Consider the following 16,771-nt stretch of genomic DNA (forward strand, 5'->3'; position numbering starts at 1 on the left):
AAACCTGAATGCTATTTGGAAATTATTTGCTGACTGCCGTCATCAAGGGTCCGGATGGCGACCGGCAGGATGTTCGGCAGGGCTTTGAGCAGCGCATCGGTGTTGTCGGATTTGAACACGCTGGTCAGGCGTAGATCGCCGACTTTGTCGTTGCTGACGGTCAGCGGTTTCTCGCGATAGCGCGACACTTCTTCAGCCACGTCGGCCAGGCTGGCGTTGTTGAACACCAGTTTGCCGCTGCGCCAGGCGGTCAGTTCCGCCGGATTGACCGCGTACGCCGCCGCGACTGTACCTTGGGCATCGACGCGCGTACCGAGCCCGGCGGTGAGGCTGATAAATTCGTTCTCGGCCGCACCGCGCCCCTGAACCTTGACCGTGCCCTGCTCCACCACCACCCGGGTATCGCTGACGCCGCGGCGCACATCAAACCGGGTGCCGGTGACCGTGACCTTGCCGCTGCCGGCATTGACCACGAACGGTCGATCACTGTCGTGAGCGACGTTGAACATCGCCTCACCTTCCGTCAGCTCGATGTTTCGATGGCCTTTTTCAAAGCGCACCTGAAGGCGGCTGCGGCTGTTCAGATCAATCACCGAACCGTCCGGCAACGCCACATGACGGCGCTCGCCCAAGGCCGTCGAAAACTCGGCGTTGTAAGGTGTCGGCTGATTCAACCCGCTGAACAGTCCCAAGCCAAGCGCCACGGCCAATACGCTGGCGGCCACCGCGTAACGCAGCGGGCGGCGTTTGCTGCGCGTCGACGGCGTTTCACACAAGGCTTGCAGACGCGCGGCGGGCAGCAGATCCGCAGCGGTCCACAGGCGCTGCAGCATTTTAAATTCGTCGGCATGTTGAGGGTGCTGGTTCAGCCAAAACTCGAAGCGCCGATATTCCTCGACATCGATGGCCGGTTCCTGCAAACGCACAAACCATCGCGCCGCCTCATCGCGCACCGTCGTTTGCCCGCACGCGCAATCACGAGTATCCATCATGGAAATTCCTGTTCGGCTGGGGATAAGAAGGTGAACCGCTTTGGTTTCCCGTAGGAGCTGCCGAAGGCTGCGATCTTTTGATTTTCGGCAATCTCAAGGACCCCAAAAGATCGCAGGCTTCGCCAGCTCCTGCAAATGCCAGCGCAGATCATGATTGCAACCCGTCAAGACGGTCGCGCAGATGCCGCAGGGTGCGGATCATATACTTTTCCACCATGTTCTTGGACAGCCCCAGGCGTTCGGCGATTTCCGCCTGGGTCAGGCCTTCGATCTTTTGCCAGACAAACACCTTGCGACAGTTGACCGGCAACTCCATGAGCGCCCGTTCGATGGAATCAGCCAGCTGGATCGCCTGCATGAAATGCTCCGGGTCGCCGGACGACGACACACTGTGATCAACCGCCTCCGACTCCATGGCCCCCCGCCGATCCTCACGCCGATAACCATCCACCGCGATATTGCGCGCGGTCTGGTGCAAATACGCCCGAGGTTGCGCCACCAGCGCCGAATCGGACTCAAGCACCCGCACGAAGGTGTCGTGGGCCAGATCCTCGGCCTGCTGACGATTTCTCAGGCGACGGGTCCAGGTGCCAACCAACTCTTCGTAATGCTCGAAAAAGCCGTGTCTGCGGGGCAGCTTGGGGGTCATTGCGGCGTGCTGTGAAGATGGGGCGTGAATAGTAATGCTTCCTATTAACTGGACGCAATTGGATTCACCCGCCATCCACTGTAGGAGCGAGCTTGCTCGCGATGTTCGTTAACGGATACGCGGGTTTCCGGGTAAACGCGGCGCTCTCGAGTTCATCGCGAGCAAGCTCGCTCCTACAGGGGCAGTAGGCGGCTGTAGATCTCTCACATCCCCAAAGTCCGCAGGTTGAAACAGGCACCTGACGACCGGCAGCAAAAATCAATTGCCACTAAATATTACCTACGTCATATTACACTCGTAATAAATAACCGTTTCCCATAGGTACTCACCCGATGACCAGCATGCCCAGCCTCGAATCCGAACTTGCTGTTGCGGTGAGCACGCCCAAGCCTCCCCTGCTCAAGCGCCTGATCCTGCTGACGCTGGCCATTGCCGCGCTGCTGTTCGCGGGTTTCTATGCCGCCCATTGGTGGACCGCCGGCCGTTTCATCGAGGAAACCGACGATGCCTACATTGGCGGCAACGTGACGGTGATCGGGCCGAAGGTCGCGGGGTACATCGATGAAGTGCTGGTCACCGATAACCAGAAAGTGAAGGCCGGCGATGTGTTGATCCGTATTGATGCCCGTGACTACCGCGCCAATCTGGCGAAGGCCGAAGGCGCGGTGGCGGCGGAAGAAGCGTTGCTCGCCAACCTCGACGCCACCGAGCAACTGCAACAGGCGGTGATTGGTCAGGCCCGCGCCGGGATTGATGCTGCCGGCGCCGAAACGGCACGGTCGCGCAATGACAATGCGCGCTATAAAAAGCTGGTGGGCAGCAATGCCGTCTCGGTGGAAAGCGCGCAACGCGCCGATGCCACGTTCAAGACCGCGCAGGCGCTCAGTTCAAAAGCTCAGGCGGAACTGCTGGCGGCGCAACGCCAGTTGAACGTGATCGCCACCCAGAAGCAGCAGGCCCGCGCCGCGCTGATGCAAGCCCGGGCCGAGCGGGATCTGGCGCAATTGAATGTCGGTTACACCGAGCTGCGCGCGCCGATTGATGGCGTGGTCGGCAATCGCCGGGCGCGGGTCGGCGCGTATGCGCAGGCCGGCTCGCAACAATTGTCGGTGGTGCCGGCCAGCGGGCTGTGGGTCGATGCCAATTTCAAGGAAGATCAACTGGCGCACATGTTGCCGGGTCAACGCGTGGTGATTCGTGCCGACGTGCTTTCAGGTCAGGAATTCCACGGTCACCTCGACAGCCTGGCGCCGGCCAGCGGTTCGCAGTTCAGCGTGCTGCCACCGGAAAACGCCACCGGCAACTTCACCAAAATCGTTCAGCGGGTGCCGGTGCGCATCCTCCTCGATCCCGCCGATAGCGTGCTCGGTCATCTGCGTCCGGGCTTGTCGGTGACTGCCGAAGTGGACACGCGCAAGGCGCCTGAAACCGCAGCCGTAGCCAGCGCGCCATGAGCCGCGCCCTCGCCGCCCCCGCCCAGCCGTTCAACGCTGCCGACATGGCGACAGCGACCAAAGTCTTCGCCTTCGCCAGCATGTGCATCGGCATGTTCATTGCGCTGTTGGACATCCAGATTGTCTCGGCGTCATTGCGTGATATTGGCGGCGGATTGTCGGCCGGCACCGACGAAACCGCATGGGTGCAAACCAGTTACCTGATCGCTGAAATCATCGTGATTCCGCTGTCCGGTTGGCTGTCCCGCGTGTTCTCGACACGCTGGCTGTTTTGCGCCTCGGCGGTGGGCTTCACCCTCGCCAGCCTGCTGTGCGGCGCCGCCTGGAACATCCAGAGCATGATTGCGTTCCGCGCGTTGCAGGGTTTTCTCGGCGGCTCGATGATCCCGCTGGTGTTCACCACGGCGTTCGTATTTTTCAGCGGTAAACAACGGGTGATTGCCGCCGCGACCATCGGCGCGGTCGCCTCGTTGGCGCCCACATTGGGGCCGGTGATCGGTGGCTGGATCACTGACATTTCATCCTGGCACTGGCTCTTCTACATCAACCTGTTGCCGGGAATTTTCGTCGCCGTGGCGGTGCCGATGCTGGTGAAAATCGATCAGCCGGAATTGTCGCTGCTCAAGGGCGCCGACTATTTGAGCATGGTGTTCCTCGCGCTGTTTCTCGGGTGCCTGCAATACACCCTCGAAGAGGGCCCGCGCTGGAACTGGTTCAGCGACAGTACGATCCTGACCACCGCCTGGATCAGCGGCCTCGCCGGCCTGGCGTTCATCGGCCGCACCTTGCACGTGGCCAATCCGATTGTTGATTTGCGCGCCCTGAAGGACCGCAACTTCGCCCTCGGTTGCTTCTTTTCGTTCGTCACCGGGATCGGCCTGTTCGCCACCATTTACCTGACGCCACTGTTTCTCGGCCGGGTGCGTGGCTACGGCGCGCTGGACATTGGTCTGGCGGTTTTCTCCACCGGGGTGTTCCAGATCATGGCGATTCCGCTGTACGCCTTTCTGGCTAACCGCATTGATTTGCGCTGGATCATGATGACCGGCCTGGGTTTGTTCGCGTTATCGATGTGGGATTTCAGCCCGATCACCCATGACTGGGGGGCCAAGGAATTGATGTTGCCGCAAGCCTTGCGCGGCATTGCCCAGCAATTGGCAGTGCCGCCAGCGGTCACCCTGACCCTGGGCGGGCTGGCGCCTTCGCGACTCAAACACGCTTCGGGCTTGTTCAACCTGATGCGAAATCTGGGGGGTGCGATTGGCATCGCCGCGTGCGCAACGATCCTCAATGACCGGACCAACCTGCACTTCACGCGGTTGGCGGAAAATCTCAACAGCACCAACGAGGCGATGAATCAGTGGCTGTCCCAGGTCGGCAATCACTTCGCCGCCCTGGGTCAAAGCGGTGACCTCGGCGTCACCGCGAGTCTGCATCAGCTGTGGTTGCTGACTTATCGCGAAGCGCAGACGCAAACCTACGGCGACGCGTTTTTGATGATCGGGGTGTGCTTTGTGATCGCCACGGCGATGGTGCCCTTGATGCGCAAGGTGCAACCACCGGCCGCGCCGTCAGCGGATGCCCATTGATCAGGCTTGGGGTGTTTTGCGGAAGCCAACGGCCAGGCGATTCCAGCTGTTGATGGTGGAAATGGCCACGGTCAGGTCGACCATTTCCTTGGGGCTGAACTGAGCGCTGACGTATTCGTAGTCTTCGTCCGGCGCGTGGGTCAGGCTGAGTTGCGTCAGGGACTCGGTCCAGGCCAGTGCGGCGCGTTCGCGATCGGTGAAGAACGGCGCCTCACGCCATGCCGTCACGGCGAACAGACGACGCGGGGTTTCGCCACCTTTGATCGCGTCGGTGGTGTGCATGTCGATGCAGAACGCGCAACCGTTGATTTGCGAGGCGCGCAGCTTGACCAGTTCGATCAGGTTCTTTTCCAGTGGCAGCTTCGAGACAGCGGTTTCCAGCGCGATCATGGCTTTGAGTGCGTCAGGGGATGCGGTGTAGAAATCGATACGAGGTTTCATGGCGGACTCCGGTGACAAGTGGGGGTGGGGCTAAGTTAATCCCCTCCGGCCATCGCTTAAATAGCCAATGTTTCAGAAGATGGGTAGGCCATTGAGGTGTCAGCGATGATGGAGTTCTGATCTGAGTTCTGTGGTGAGCCTGGCATCGCCTTCGCGAGCAGGCTCGCTCCCACAGTGGATCTGCGGTGAACCGCGCAGCGGCCATTCAATAAAGACTCAAGCGCGACTGCGCAACCACTGCAAGAACCCCTTCTTCTCCACCACTTTCGGCGTTTCCTGGGTCAAGGTCTGCGCCCTGTTCAAGCGGTAATCGAGCAACGCTTTCATGGCTTCGCCGATGTCATGCCGGGCCTCCAGGCATGGTTTGAGGTAGTCCTTCTCGATCCGGTACAAGCTGCAAGTAGTTTTGGCGGTGAATTCCGCCGGCAGCGACGTGTCCGACAGAATCCCGCCCTCGCCGATCACCTCGCCCGGTCCCATGCGCCCGGACTCAAACTTGACCCCGGCACGGCTCAGCGCCACCGAGACCACGCCGGATTCGACGATGAACAAATGGTCGCTGACCTCCCCCGCCGGCAGGATCATCTCCCCAGGGCGGAAGGTCTGCAGGGTCATATGCTGGGCGAAGGTCTCCTTTTCTTCCTGACGCAGGGTCGAAAAAATGGCCGAGCTTTCCAGCAACGCCCGTGGCCGCGACAGACCTGGCGACGCATTCGATTCGACGCTGGACAACAGGCTCACGCCGGACGCCTGCAAATGACGGAACGCCAGGTCGAACAGCAAATTGCGCACCATGCGTTTCTGGTCCATCGAGACCACAAATCCGCTGATTTCATACTCGACCCCGGCGGCACTCGAGCCTTTTAGCGCGACGCTCGGCGCCGGTTTGCTCAACAGATGCCGGCACCCTTCCATCGCCCGTTCCAGTGCATCGATCACTGTTTGCGGCCGTGCGTGCGGGCTGAGTTGCAGGCTGATCGACACGCCGAAAATATCGCTCGGCCGACTGAAATTGATGATCTTGGCCTTGGCCGCCAGCGAGTTGGGAATCACCGCCATGCTGCCCTGAGCGGTTTGCAGGCGCGTGGCGCGCCAGTCGATGTCGGTGACCCGGCCTTCGGTACCGTCGATGGAGATCCAGTCATCCAGTTGGTAGGGTTTGGTGGTGTTGAGGACGATCCCCGAGAACACGTCGCTGAGGGTACTTTGCAGCGCCAGGCCGACGATGATCGCCAACGCCCCGGACGTCGCCAGCACGCCTTTGACCGGCAGGTCGAGCACGTAGGCCAGCGCCGCGATGATCGCGATCAGGAAAATCACCGCACCCAGCAGGTCCTGGAGCAAACGCCCGGTGTGCCCGACCCGTTGCATCATCACTGCACCGATCAGCACCGTCAGGGTGCGCGCGCCGAACAGCCACCAGCCAATCTGCAAACCGGTCGCCGCCAGGTGCAACGGCACGTTATCGGCCCAGGGCGCGGGCTCCAGTGGGTTCAAGCCTTCGTTGAACAGCAGGATGCTGAACAGCGCGAAAATCAGCAGCCGCACCACCAGTTTCCAGTTGCTGCCATTGGCACTGATCAAACGCCACAGCCCGAGATCGATGAGGATCAGGACCAAGGCGCAGACCAATGGGTGATTGGTAAGCAGTGACAGCATCAAGCGACTCCGGCAAGGACCGATGACGCAAACATCGCACGTATTGTAGGAGCTGGCGAAGCCTGCGATCTTTTGGCGATCTAGAAAGATCAAAAGATCGCAGCCTTCGGCAGCTCCTACAAGGGGTGATGTGTGTTGGGGGTTACTTGTTGTTGGTGAGGGTGTTGTAGCTGGTCATCAGGTTGCGGTAGTCCGGGATGTGGTTGGAGAACAGAGTGCCCAGCCCTTCCACGTCGTTGCGCCAGTCGCGGTGCAGCTCACAGGCGAGGCCGAACCAGGTCATCAATTGCGCGCCGGAGGACGACATGCGATCCCAGGCCGATTGACGGGTCAGCTCGTTGAACGTGCCGGAAGCATCCGTCACCACGAACACCTCGAAACCTTCCGCCAGGGCCGACAGCGCCGGGAATGCCACGCACACTTCAGTCACCACACCGGCGATGATCAGTTGTTTCTTGCCGGTGGCCTTGATCGCCTTGACGAAATCTTCGTTGTCCCAGGCGTTGATCTGGCCAGGACGGGCAATGTACGGCGCATCCGGGAACAGCGCTTTCAGCTCGGGCACCAGTGGGCCGTTGGGGCCGGTTTCGAAACTGGTGGTGAGGATGGTCGGCAATTTGAAGTACTTGGCCAGGTCCGCCAGGGCCAACACGTTGTTCTTGAAACGGTCCGGCTCGATGTCGCGCACCAGGGAAAGCAGGCCCGCCTGGTGATCGACCAACAGAACGGCGGCGTTATCCTTGTCGAGACGTTTGTAAGAAGTAGTCATGGGGTCATCCTCGCTTTGATTTCGATGCCGAACGGGCCGGCGTAAGTGTTTTCCGATGATTCATTTCAACGCGACCAGACAAGCGTAGTCAGCCATGCCGGAAGCGGTGTAACCGTGTATCCGTGTTTCAACTGCTCATCCGCCCGAACCGGCCCGACTGAAAATCGGCAAAGGCCTGGTGGATTTCCTGCTCGCTGTTCATCACGAACGGACCGTGGCCGACGATGGGTTCGTCGATGGGTTCGCCGCTGAGTAGCAACACAACAGCGTCGTTGTTGGCTTCCAGACTGATCTGCTGGCCGTTACGTTCGAACAACGCCAATTGCCCTTCGCGCACCAGTTCCAGGCCGTTGACCTGAACCGTGCCACGCAACACTACCAACGCTGTGTTACGTCCTTCATGCAGATCGAGGGTCAGCAATTTGCCGCCGTTGAGGCGCAGGTCCCAGACGTCGACCGGGGTAAATGTCCGCGCCGGGCCGCGGTGACCGTCGAACTCACCGGCGATCAAGCGCAGGCTGCCGGCCTTGTCCTTGAGCGGGATGCTCGGGATGTCGCCATCGACAATCGTCTGGTAACCGGCAGTGGCCATTTTGTCCTTGGCCGGCAAGTTGACCCACAGCTGGACCATTTCCAGGGTGCCGCCGGTTTTGGCGAAACCGTCGGAGTGGAATTCCTCGTGGAGAATGCCCGACGCGGCGGTCATCCATTGCACATCACCCGGGCCGATCTTGCCGCCGCTGCCGGTGGAATCGCGGTGTTCCAGTTCACCCTTGTAGACGATGGTCACGGTTTCGAAACCGCGGTGTGGGTGCTGGCCGACGCCACGCCGCTCGGTGGTCGGGGTGAATTCGGCGGGACCGGCGTGATCCAGCAGCAGAAACGGGCTGATGTGTTTGCCCAGGTTGTCGTAGGAAAACAGCGTGCGAACCGGAAAACCGTCGCCGACCCAATGGGTCCGCGGGCTGGTGTAGATGCCGATGATGTTTTTCATGCTGCCTCCGAATTCTGTGGTTTGACGCGATGAACAAAGCTTAAAACCACCGCCTTTTTTGCACTAGACTGCAAAAATCACTCTTAGCGTTCTATTTGGAGAACGATGGTGGAAGACCTCAACACCCTCTACTACTTCACTCAGGTGGTGGAACACGGTGGATTCGCCCCGGCCGGGCGGGCGCTGGACATGCCCAAGTCGAAGCTCAGCCGGCGCATCTCCGAGCTCGAAGAACGCCTCGGCGTGCGCTTGCTGCACCGCACCAGCCGGCATTGTTCGCTGACCGAAATCGGCCAGGCTTACTACCAACGGTGCCTGGCCATGCGCGTGGAAGCGGAAAGCGCCGCCGAACTGATCGAGCGCAACCGCTCCGAACCCCAAGGCCTGGTGCGCATCAGCTGCCCGACCGCGCTGCTGAACTCGTGGGTCGGGCCGATGCTGACCCGCTACATGCTGAAATACCCGCTGGTTGAGTTGTTCATCGAAAGCACCAACCGCCGGGTCGACCTGATTCACGAGGGCTTCGACATCGCCCTGCGGGTGCGTTTTCCGCCGCTGGAAAACACCGACATGGTGATGAAGGTGCTAGGCAACAGCACGCAATGCCTGGTGGGCAGCCCGGTGTTTGCCGAACGGCTGTCGTCGCCGGCCTCCCCGGCCGACCTCAGTGGTATGCCCAGCGTGCATTGGGGCGCGGCGCAGCGTGAGTATCAGTGGGAGTTATTCGGCGCGGACGGCGCCAGCGCGCTGATCCGCCACGCACCGCGCATGGTCACCGATGACTTGCTGGCGTTGCGGCACGCGGTACTCGCGGGGATTGGCATTGCGCACTTGCCAGCGGTGGTCGTGCGCGACGACATCAGCGCCGGACGCCTGGTGGAGCTGGTGCCGGGCTGGGCGCCGAAGTGCGGGATCGTGCATGCGATCTTTCCGTCACGGCGTGGATTGCTGCCGTCGGTGCGGGCGCTGATTGACTTTCTGGGGGAGGAATTCAGTCACAGCGACATTGCTTGATTTTGGAGGTTGGGTGACAGACTTCACACCGCGTCGCGGCTTTCGCGAGCAGGCTCGCTCCCACAGGGGAACGCGTTCCAACTGGGGATCGCTTGATTGTTGAGGTTGGGTGACAGACTTCACACCGAGTCGCGGCTTTCGCGAGCAGGCTCGCTCCCACAGGGGAACGCGTTCCAACTGTGGGAGCGAGCCTGCTCGCGAATGCGTCAGACCAGGCGCCGTCACTTCGGGACTAGCCTTGCGCCAGTCGTTGATCCAGGCGTGTCATGGCCTGCTGCAACTGATCGACCGCTTCGTCGATCAGCGCACCACGGCCATCACCGCAGGCGCGTTCCAGCACCTCGCAGCATTCGATCAGGCTGATCGCCCGCACCATCAGCGCCCCGCCCTTGATACGGTGCGCCAGCCTGCGCAGTACCTGCCTATCGTCGCTGGCATGCGCCTTGAGCAGTTCATCGCGATCGGTGCGATTGGTCGTGAGCAGGTCGCGCAACAACTGCGTGATCAGTTCACGGTCGTCGCCGACGTATTGCTCCAGCCCACTCAAGTCAATCTCGGAAAATGAAGGTGCATCGATAACCGGCGACGCACCATCGGGAAATCGATCGGCCAGCCAGGCACTGAGGTCCGCCAGGCGGATCGGTTTGAACAGGCAGTCGTCCATGCCCGCCTCAAGGCAACGGGCCTTCTCGTCAGGCTGCGCATTGGCGGTAAACCCCAGAATCAGCGTTGGTGGCAAGCCCTGCAGATGCTCCTCATCGCGTATCGCACCCGTTAATTCATAGCCGTCGAGCACCGGCATGTTGCAATCGGTGATGACAACATCGAATTCGTTTTTGCGCCACGCCTCCAGACCTCGCCTCCCCTCTTCCGCGACGATAACGCTGTGCCCCAGATAGCCCAACTGACGAGACATCAACAGCCGATTGGCCGGGTAATCGTCGACCACCAGAATCTTCAGCGGCCGGGTCGGCGCCGGCGTTTCGTTGTCGGCCAGATCGCTGCCGGCCAACGCTTGCAACACCGGCACATCAAGCCTGACATTGATCCGCGTGCCACGCCCCAGAGCGCTGTCGAGCCGTAATTGGCCGCCCATCATTTCGCACAGTGTGCGGCTGATCACCAGCCCCAGCCCGGAACCATTGCGACCCGATTGCTGGCCGTTTTCGGCTTGCACGAACGGACTGAACAGGCGCTTCTGGTCGAACGCACTGATCCCGACGCCGGTGTCTTCGATAAGGACGGTGACCGCTAGCCGCCCGCAAAGATCAGGCTCAACCACCAATGTCAGGCTCACGCTGCCCTCGCGGGTGAATTTGATCGCGTTGCTCAGCAGATTGGACAGCACCTGCTTGAAACGCGTGGGGTCGATCATCACATCGCAGTCGCTGCGATCGTCCAGTTTGACGCGCCACTCAAGTTTTTTCTGCCGTGCCAGACCTTCGAACACACGGCACACCGACTCGACCAGCGACCGCAGGTTGGCGCGCTCCGGCGTCAGGGACAAATGCCCGGACTCAATGCGCGCGATGTCCAGAATGTCGCCAATCAACGCGAGCAATTGTTGCCCGGCATTCGAAGCCACCTCGATGGCAGATCGGTCGGTGAAGCCTTCGTCCGCCCGTTTCAGCGCCAGTTCAAGCATCCCGAGCAGCGCATTCATCGGCGTGCGGATTTCATGGCTCATGGTTGCCAGGAACGTGGTTTTCGCACGGTTGGCCTCATCGGCGGCGTCCTTGGCATCCTGCAATTGCGCAAGCAGTTGCTGACGCAGGCGGATCTGTCGACGCTGCCAGGCGATCCAGGCGAGCGCCAGCACCAGCAAGGCACCCGCAGCGGCAAAGGCCTGGAGAATGTCCCGCCGGTGGCCCAGCCAGAAGCTTGGCTCGACCATCAAGTCATTGCGCCAGAAGGCAGTCATTTCATCGATTTCTTCGGGGGAAATGCTCAGCAACGCCTTGTCCAGAATCGAATGCAACACCACCGCGTCACGCGCAGTTGCCAGGGTGCTGCGGGCAGGGTCGGTGCCGACGGTGCTGGTCACTTGCAACCGGTCCCGGTACTGGCGGGAAATCATGACCCGCGCCCCGATCAGCGAGTTGATGCCGCCGTCGGCCCTGCCCTCGGCAACCATTTCCATGGCTTGCGCCGTCAACGGCGCATCGATCAGCTCAATCTGCGGGTAGTGCTGGCGAATGAATTCGCCGGCACTGTTGCCCTGGGTAATCGCGAGTGTTTTACCGGCCATCTCGTCCAGGGTCTTGGGGCTGTCGGATGCAATGCGCGTCACCAGCACATTCGGGCTGGTGAGAAACGGCCGGGTAAAGCGCAATTCGGCTTCACGCTCGATGCTGGGGCTTATCCCGGCGACCAGGTCGACGTGGCCGGCTCTGATCCAGCCGAGCAGTTCCGCCACCGACCGGGTCGGTTGAATGTCGAATTTCAAGCCTGTGCGCAGGCTGATTTTGCCCAGCACATCGATACTGATGCCGCGGTACTTGCCCTCACTGTCAACGAAGGAAATCGGCATGAGGTGTTGATTGATCGCCACTCGCAGGCGCGGATGATCCTCGATCCAGCGTTGCTCGATCACGCTGAAATGCGGTGCCTGAGTGCCGGCGATCGACGTCCCGCTGCCGCCCCATCGGCGCAGGATGTTCATTCGCTCATTGGTCGGAATCGCCGCCAGCGCGCGGTTGACGATGCGTTGCAGCTGCAGGTTGTCGCGGCTCATCGCAAACGCGAACACCCCGGATTCCATCGGCGAAAAATCCGCGAGCTGAACGTTGTTGAGGTAGTTTTTGCTGATCAGGTAATTGGCGCTGATGGCGTCGCCCAGGTAAGCGTCTGCCTGGCCGAACGCAACGGCGCCCACGGCCCCCAGCGTCGAGGGAAACAGCTCGACATCCGCCTTGGCGTAAAACGCCCGCACCTGCTGCTCGGGCAGGTAGTGATAAAGCATTGCCAGCCGTTTACCTGCCAGTTCGGGGTCCAGTGGCGCAGACGCATCCGTGCGGGTCAGCACCACCGGTTGGTCGTCCGCGTAGGCAGTGGACATGCGCAACTGTGGATCTTCGGTCTCGTAACGATTGGCGGTGCCGAGCAAATCAGCCTTGCCGTCCTTGATCGCCCGCACAGCATCGCCTCGCGATGCATAGCGCTGAACCTCGATCTCAACGTGCAACAGCTGTTTGAGCAGCCCGGCGTAGTCGGCCGTCAAACCCTCGTAATCGTCGTCGTTGGTGGTGATGTCGAAGGGCGGATAATCCGGCTTCGAAACGGCCAGCACCAGCCGACCCTTTTGACGCAGCACCCGCGAATCGGCATCCGACAGTTTGACGTCGTAGCCATCGACGCTGGAGCGTCCAAGCAGTTTCAGGGTCTGGGGTTGTGCACCGGCGCTGGTTATCCACAGGCAAGCCAGCAGCACAAGGCAGGTGAGGCAACGCAATCGGTGCGAAATCATCATTCAGATCAGATTATTGCGTTTGGCAAAATCGCGCAGATGCACCGGGGAGCCGATCTGGAGTTTGTCGGTCAATCGGGTCTTGTAGGTACTGACCGTCTTGTGGCTCAGGTGCATTATTTCGGCAATGGCCTTGTTGCTCATACCGTTGGCCAGGTAGCAGCAAATCGTCAGTTCACGATTGGACAGTTTTTCAATCAGCTGCGCGTCACTGCGCTGCACAAGGCTGAGTGAGACCGAGCTCGTCTCGAGCTTTTCAAAATAGCTGTAACCCGCCTTGACTGCATCGATGGCCTTGCGGAGGTGCTCCAGATCGTTGGTTTTTGAAACAAAAGCCGCAGCGCCCGCACGCATGCAACGATCCTGATAAAACATCCCGTTCAGTGAAGTGAACACCACGACCTGGCATCGGATGCCGCTGCTTCGAATGTGCTCCAGCACACCCAGGCCATCCAGTCCGGGCAAGTTCAGATCCAGCACCAGCGTGCCAGGTTGGTGCTCGCGAAGCATCGACATCACCGCGTTACCGTTGGATACCTCGCTCACCCGATATCCCGCCTGGGCAAGCAACATCCTCACCGCCGTGCGAACCACGGGATGATCATCCGCGATCCCCGCTCTTAGCGCTGGCTTCATGGCAACTCCTGTGCGTAGGGCACGACAATCGGGCATTCAATGCCCATGGGCCAGACCCGGTTTAACGCAGGGCTGCGCAACGACTTTTGCATGAAAATCCGGGCTCGACTACCTGACAGAAATGACAGTGCCGACGAACGGTAACCGTGGATCAACGGTCGTCATCAACCGTTGAATACTTATCAGATCAGGCAACGCCGCATCGCTCAGCCGAATCTTCTGCGACCCGCCGAACGGGATCGGCGGCGATTGTGCGCCTGCATAAATCAATGCATGGCGCACCTGCGGGTGATCGAGGAAGTAGTCGTTCAGGTCCAGCGCCTCGCCCGCCAGCGCCGCATTGATCACCACCAGATCGAAAGGCACATCGCCGTATTCGATCAGCGTCAGCAGTTCTTCAAGGTTTTGCGCGGGCGCCACCCGGTAGTAGCCGAGTTGGTTGAACAGGCGCTCCATTCGCAGCCGCTGAAAATGCTGCTTGTCGGCAATCAGAATACGCAACGCTTTGTTTAGCAACGGGAGCCCCTTGGCGGGTTTCAAGTTCATGAGGCCCCAAGGCTACGGAAGAGCCCTCAAGCTTTCTGTAGGACTATTCCGAAAATCCAGGCATCTCGTCCGTCAATGAACGGAGATTCACCGCGTGAAACCGATCCCCGGTAGGAGCCGCCGAAGGCTGCGATCTTTTGATCTTTTGATCTTTTGATGGGTGCGGGGGAATTGCGGGGTTCTTCAGCAAGGGTTCAGAATTCAAGATGTGTGGTGCTTTTGAAGGCCCAATCGCGAGCAAGCTCGCTCCCACATTTGATCTCTGTTTTACACAAAACTTGTGTTCCCTGAAGATCTACTGTGGGAGCGAGCTTGCTCGCGATGACGGCATAAGGCGCAACAAATGTTAACTGGCTGTCGCGAGCAACACATCCACCACCGACCGCCCCTGCCCCCGCTGCTTGCCATGCTCATACAAAGAGCCGGCAATCTCATCTGCACGAATCGGCAGGATCGAGAGCAAGGTGTCGCTCAAGCCGTGGCTCGCCTGGCAGAACCCCTGCATGTAAATGCCGGCCTTGCAGCGTTCGTCGGTGACCAGTTTGTAGTTGCGATCCACCTCGAAATCCCCCAGGTACTGCTCCAGCGGCGCCAATAATTTGCGGTGCATCTGACGCTCGTAACCGGTGGCCAACACCACCGCATCGTAGTGCCGAACCGTGACTTCGCCGGTTGCGTTGTTGCGCACCGCCAGTTCGATGCCGCGCTCGGTGGCGGTGGCTTTCTCGACAGTGGTCAGGGTGCGGAAAACATGACGGGCGATGCCCGAGACTTTCTGGCGATAGAAGATCCCGTAGATGCGTTCGATCAGGTCGATGTCCACCACTGAATAGTTGGTGTTGTGGTACTCGTTGACCAGCCGCTCGCGCTCGCTGCTCGCCTGCTGGAACACCAGGTCGGTGAACTGCGGCGAGAACACTTCGTTGACGAACGGACTGTCATCCGCCGGCTTCAATGCCGAACCACGCAGGATCATGTCCACCTGCACCGACGGGAAGCTGTCGTTCAAATCGATGAAGGCCTCAGCCGCGCTCTGCCCGCCGCCAATGATCGCAATGTTCATCGGCTGATTATTCACACAAGGTTGCCTGGCCATCTGCGCCAGGTACTGCGAGTGATGAAACACCCGGCCGTCATCCTTTAGCGCCTTGAACGCTTCCGGAATACGCGGCGTACCACCGGCGCTGACCACCACCGAACGGGCGGTGCGCACATGTTGCTGGCCGTGGGTATCGCGGGAGATCACGCGCAGCGCTTCGACCTGCTGGTTGTGCAGCACCGGCTCGATGGTCAGCACTTCTTCGCCGTAGCGGCTCTGTGCGGCGAATTGCCCGGCGACCCAGCACAGGTAGTCGTTGTACTCCATGCGGCACGGATAGAAAGTGCCGAGGTTGATGAAGTCCACCAGACGCCCGTGATGCTTGAGGTAGTTGACGAAGGAATACGGGCTGGTCGGGTTGCGCAGGGTCACCAGGTCTTTGAGGAAGGAAATCTGCAATTCACTCTGGGTCACCAGCGTGTTGCCGTGCCAGCGATAGTCCGCCTGCTTGTCGAGAAACAGAACATCCAGCTCGCCCTGGCTCGGCCCGCGTTCTTGCAGGGCGATGGCCAGCGCGAGGTTCGAAGGGCCGAAACCGACGCCGATCAGATCGTGAACGATGGGCGATGCAATTGCCTGTGTCATTTCCAGTGTCCTCTGGATGAACCCCTCAACCGTGGGGAGTTAGCCTAAGTGACCTGGCCAGCAGGTCGTCTGTTGATAGGGAACGAGGACAATGAAATAAAATTTAACAACAACAGCCCGATGGCGGGATCAATGCGCATCCCACTGGCGCATCTTCACCCGGCAGTGCTTCATCGCATTGACGATGTGCTTCTCCACCAGCGCCCGGGAAATCCCCAGCCGCTCGGCGATCTGCGGATGTGACAGGCCATCGATTTTGCGCAACAGAAAACTTTCGCGGCACAGCCGTGGCAATTCCGCCAGCGCACGCTGGAGCATTTCCAGGCGCTGACCGTGATCCAGAGAGTGGTGAGGCGAGGGGGTGAAGTAGCGCTCTTCGTTGTCGAGGACATCCAGCGACTCGACCTGACGCAGGGCATTGCGCCGATGGTCGTCGATCACCAGATTCAGCGCGGTGCGATACAGGAAAGCCCGCGGCTGCTCGATCGGCGTGCTGCTGGAGCGCTCCAGAACCCGCAGATAAGCGTCATGCACCACATCTTCGGCCACCTGACGGTTGCCCAGCTTGGCGTTGAGGAAACACACCAGCTCGCGATAGTAGTTTTCCAACATGACTCCCGGTCGGCGACTGCCGAAATGGGCAGTGGCACGATAGTGGCAATTCGAGGTGCGTAATTTATAGTAATTCTCATATAGATTTAAAGTATTCCTTTATCTTTCCGGTAGGAGCTGCCGAAGGCTGCGATCTCTTGACCTTCGATGGAGGTGATCGCGCCAACCATCAAGATCACAAGATCGCAGCCTTCGGCAGCTCCTACGGGTGTTACGCCATGTGTCTGCACCTAAATTCCCTGCGGCTTTCCTCGTATAAAGGACAG

14 protein-coding genes are annotated in these 16,771 nt (G+C 60.1%); 3 read left to right on the forward strand and 11 right to left on the reverse strand.

Annotation, left to right across the window (positions count from 1 at the left end):
• Window positions 1-11: 11 nt before the first annotated feature.
• Both F8N62_RS26625 and F8N62_RS26630 read right to left on the reverse strand, forming a co-directional pair.
• Entirely contained in the window at window positions 12-992 is a 981-nt protein-coding gene (locus F8N62_RS26625; RefSeq protein WP_150713464.1) for a FecR family protein, read from the reverse strand.
• A 148-nt stretch (window positions 993-1,140) separates the two neighbouring features.
• A complete protein-coding gene (locus F8N62_RS26630; RefSeq protein WP_150713465.1) occupies window positions 1,141-1,641 on the reverse strand; it encodes a sigma-70 family RNA polymerase sigma factor in 501 nt (166 codons plus the stop codon).
• Window positions 1,642-1,973: 332 nt separating this feature from the next.
• On the opposite strand from F8N62_RS26630, the gene F8N62_RS26635 reads away from it, so the two are divergent.
• Together F8N62_RS26635 and F8N62_RS26640 are read left to right on the forward strand one after the other, a co-directional pair.
• On the forward strand, window positions 1,974-3,095 hold the full coding sequence (locus tag F8N62_RS26635) for an HlyD family secretion protein (protein ID WP_150713466.1): 1,122 nt from the start codon (window positions 1,974-1,976) through the stop codon (window positions 3,093-3,095).
• Window positions 3,092-4,684 (forward strand): DHA2 family efflux MFS transporter permease subunit, encoded by a 1,593-nt coding sequence (locus F8N62_RS26640; RefSeq protein WP_150713467.1) that lies wholly within the window; start codon window positions 3,092-3,094, stop codon window positions 4,682-4,684. The genes F8N62_RS26635 and F8N62_RS26640 overlap by 4 nt, the downstream gene beginning before the upstream one ends.
• Here the strand turns inward: F8N62_RS26640 and F8N62_RS26645 are convergent, their stop codons facing one another.
• The 4 genes from F8N62_RS26645 to F8N62_RS26660 all read right to left on the reverse strand — a co-directional run bounded on the left by F8N62_RS26645 (window position 4,685) and on the right by F8N62_RS26660 (window position 8,547).
• Window positions 4,685-5,125 (reverse strand): carboxymuconolactone decarboxylase family protein, encoded by a 441-nt coding sequence (locus F8N62_RS26645; protein WP_150713468.1) that lies wholly within the window; start codon window positions 5,123-5,125, stop codon window positions 4,685-4,687. It lies immediately after the preceding gene.
• Window positions 5,126-5,341: 216 nt separating this feature from the next.
• Window positions 5,342-6,784: a mechanosensitive ion channel domain-containing protein gene (locus tag F8N62_RS26650; protein ID WP_150713469.1), complete on the reverse strand. Its 1,443-nt coding sequence runs from the start codon at window positions 6,782-6,784 to the stop codon at window positions 5,342-5,344.
• Between the two features lie 142 nt (window positions 6,785-6,926).
• Window positions 6,927-7,553 carry an isochorismate family cysteine hydrolase YcaC gene (ycaC, locus tag F8N62_RS26655; protein WP_150713470.1) on the reverse strand — a complete coding sequence of 209 codons (627 nt, stop codon included), beginning with the start codon at window positions 7,551-7,553 and terminating at the stop codon, window positions 6,927-6,929.
• Window positions 7,554-7,680: 127 nt separating this feature from the next.
• Entirely contained in the window at window positions 7,681-8,547 is an 867-nt protein-coding gene (locus tag F8N62_RS26660; RefSeq protein ID WP_150713471.1) for a pirin family protein, read from the reverse strand.
• A 105-nt stretch (window positions 8,548-8,652) separates the two neighbouring features.
• Here F8N62_RS26660 and F8N62_RS26665 point away from each other — a divergent pair, with 105 nt between their 5' ends.
• Window positions 8,653-9,561 (forward strand): LysR substrate-binding domain-containing protein, encoded by a 909-nt coding sequence (locus F8N62_RS26665; protein WP_150713472.1) that lies wholly within the window; start codon window positions 8,653-8,655, stop codon window positions 9,559-9,561.
• 232 nt (window positions 9,562-9,793) lie between these two features.
• Here F8N62_RS26665 and F8N62_RS26670 read toward each other — a convergent pair whose 3' ends face one another.
• The 5 genes from F8N62_RS26670 to F8N62_RS26690 all read right to left on the reverse strand — a co-directional run bounded on the left by F8N62_RS26670 (window position 9,794) and on the right by F8N62_RS26690 (window position 16,505).
• Window positions 9,794-13,030 (reverse strand): transporter substrate-binding domain-containing protein, encoded by a 3,237-nt coding sequence (locus F8N62_RS26670; protein WP_224791419.1) that lies wholly within the window; start codon window positions 13,028-13,030, stop codon window positions 9,794-9,796.
• Window positions 13,031-13,663 carry a response regulator transcription factor gene (locus F8N62_RS26675; protein ID WP_150713473.1) on the reverse strand — a complete coding sequence of 211 codons (633 nt, stop codon included), beginning with the start codon at window positions 13,661-13,663 and terminating at the stop codon, window positions 13,031-13,033.
• 108 nt (window positions 13,664-13,771) lie between these two features.
• The gene (locus F8N62_RS26680; RefSeq protein WP_150713512.1) at window positions 13,772-14,179 is read right to left on the reverse strand and encodes a response regulator; all 408 of its coding nucleotides are present in this window, start codon (window positions 14,177-14,179) and stop codon (window positions 13,772-13,774) included.
• A 376-nt stretch (window positions 14,180-14,555) separates the two neighbouring features.
• The gene (locus F8N62_RS26685; RefSeq protein WP_150713474.1) at window positions 14,556-15,893 is read right to left on the reverse strand and encodes a lysine N(6)-hydroxylase/L-ornithine N(5)-oxygenase family protein; all 1,338 of its coding nucleotides are present in this window, start codon (window positions 15,891-15,893) and stop codon (window positions 14,556-14,558) included.
• 129 nt (window positions 15,894-16,022) lie between these two features.
• Window positions 16,023-16,505, reverse strand: coding sequence for a sigma-70 family RNA polymerase sigma factor (locus F8N62_RS26690; RefSeq protein WP_150713475.1), 483 nt, complete (start codon window positions 16,503-16,505; stop codon window positions 16,023-16,025).
• Window positions 16,506-16,771: the final 266 nt, after the last annotated feature.

It is taken from the genome of Pseudomonas fluorescens (assembly GCF_902497785.1).
Taxonomy (GTDB): Bacteria; Pseudomonadota; Gammaproteobacteria; order Pseudomonadales; family Pseudomonadaceae; genus Aquipseudomonas; species Aquipseudomonas fluorescens_BO.

Bases quoted from the DNA above. Each gene is read 5' to 3' on its own strand.
- F8N62_RS26625 (WP_150713464.1), bottom strand. From the start codon at position 992: ATGATGGATACTCGTGATTGCGCGTGCGGGCAAACGACGGTGCGCGAT.
- F8N62_RS26630 (WP_150713465.1), bottom strand. From the start codon at position 1,641: ATGACCCCCAAGCTGCCCCGCAGACACGGCTTTTTCGAGCATTACGAA.
- F8N62_RS26635 (WP_150713466.1), top strand. From the start codon at position 1,974: ATGACCAGCATGCCCAGCCTCGAATCCGAACTTGCTGTTGCGGTGAGC.
- F8N62_RS26640 (WP_150713467.1), top strand. From the start codon at position 3,092: ATGAGCCGCGCCCTCGCCGCCCCCGCCCAGCCGTTCAACGCTGCCGAC.
- F8N62_RS26645 (WP_150713468.1), bottom strand. From the start codon at position 5,125: ATGAAACCTCGTATCGATTTCTACACCGCATCCCCTGACGCACTCAAA.
- F8N62_RS26650 (WP_150713469.1), bottom strand. From the start codon at position 6,784: ATGCTGTCACTGCTTACCAATCACCCATTGGTCTGCGCCTTGGTCCTG.
- ycaC (WP_150713470.1), bottom strand. From the start codon at position 7,553: ATGACTACTTCTTACAAACGTCTCGACAAGGATAACGCCGCCGTTCTG.
- F8N62_RS26660 (WP_150713471.1), bottom strand. From the start codon at position 8,547: ATGAAAAACATCATCGGCATCTACACCAGCCCGCGGACCCATTGGGTC.
- F8N62_RS26665 (WP_150713472.1), top strand. From the start codon at position 8,653: ATGGTGGAAGACCTCAACACCCTCTACTACTTCACTCAGGTGGTGGAA.
- F8N62_RS26670 (WP_224791419.1), bottom strand. From the start codon at position 13,030: ATGATGATTTCGCACCGATTGCGTTGCCTCACCTGCCTTGTGCTGCTG.
- F8N62_RS26675 (WP_150713473.1), bottom strand. From the start codon at position 13,663: ATGAAGCCAGCGCTAAGAGCGGGGATCGCGGATGATCATCCCGTGGTT.
- F8N62_RS26685 (WP_150713474.1), bottom strand. From the start codon at position 15,893: ATGACACAGGCAATTGCATCGCCCATCGTTCACGATCTGATCGGCGTC.
- F8N62_RS26690 (WP_150713475.1), bottom strand. From the start codon at position 16,505: ATGTTGGAAAACTACTATCGCGAGCTGGTGTGTTTCCTCAACGCCAAG.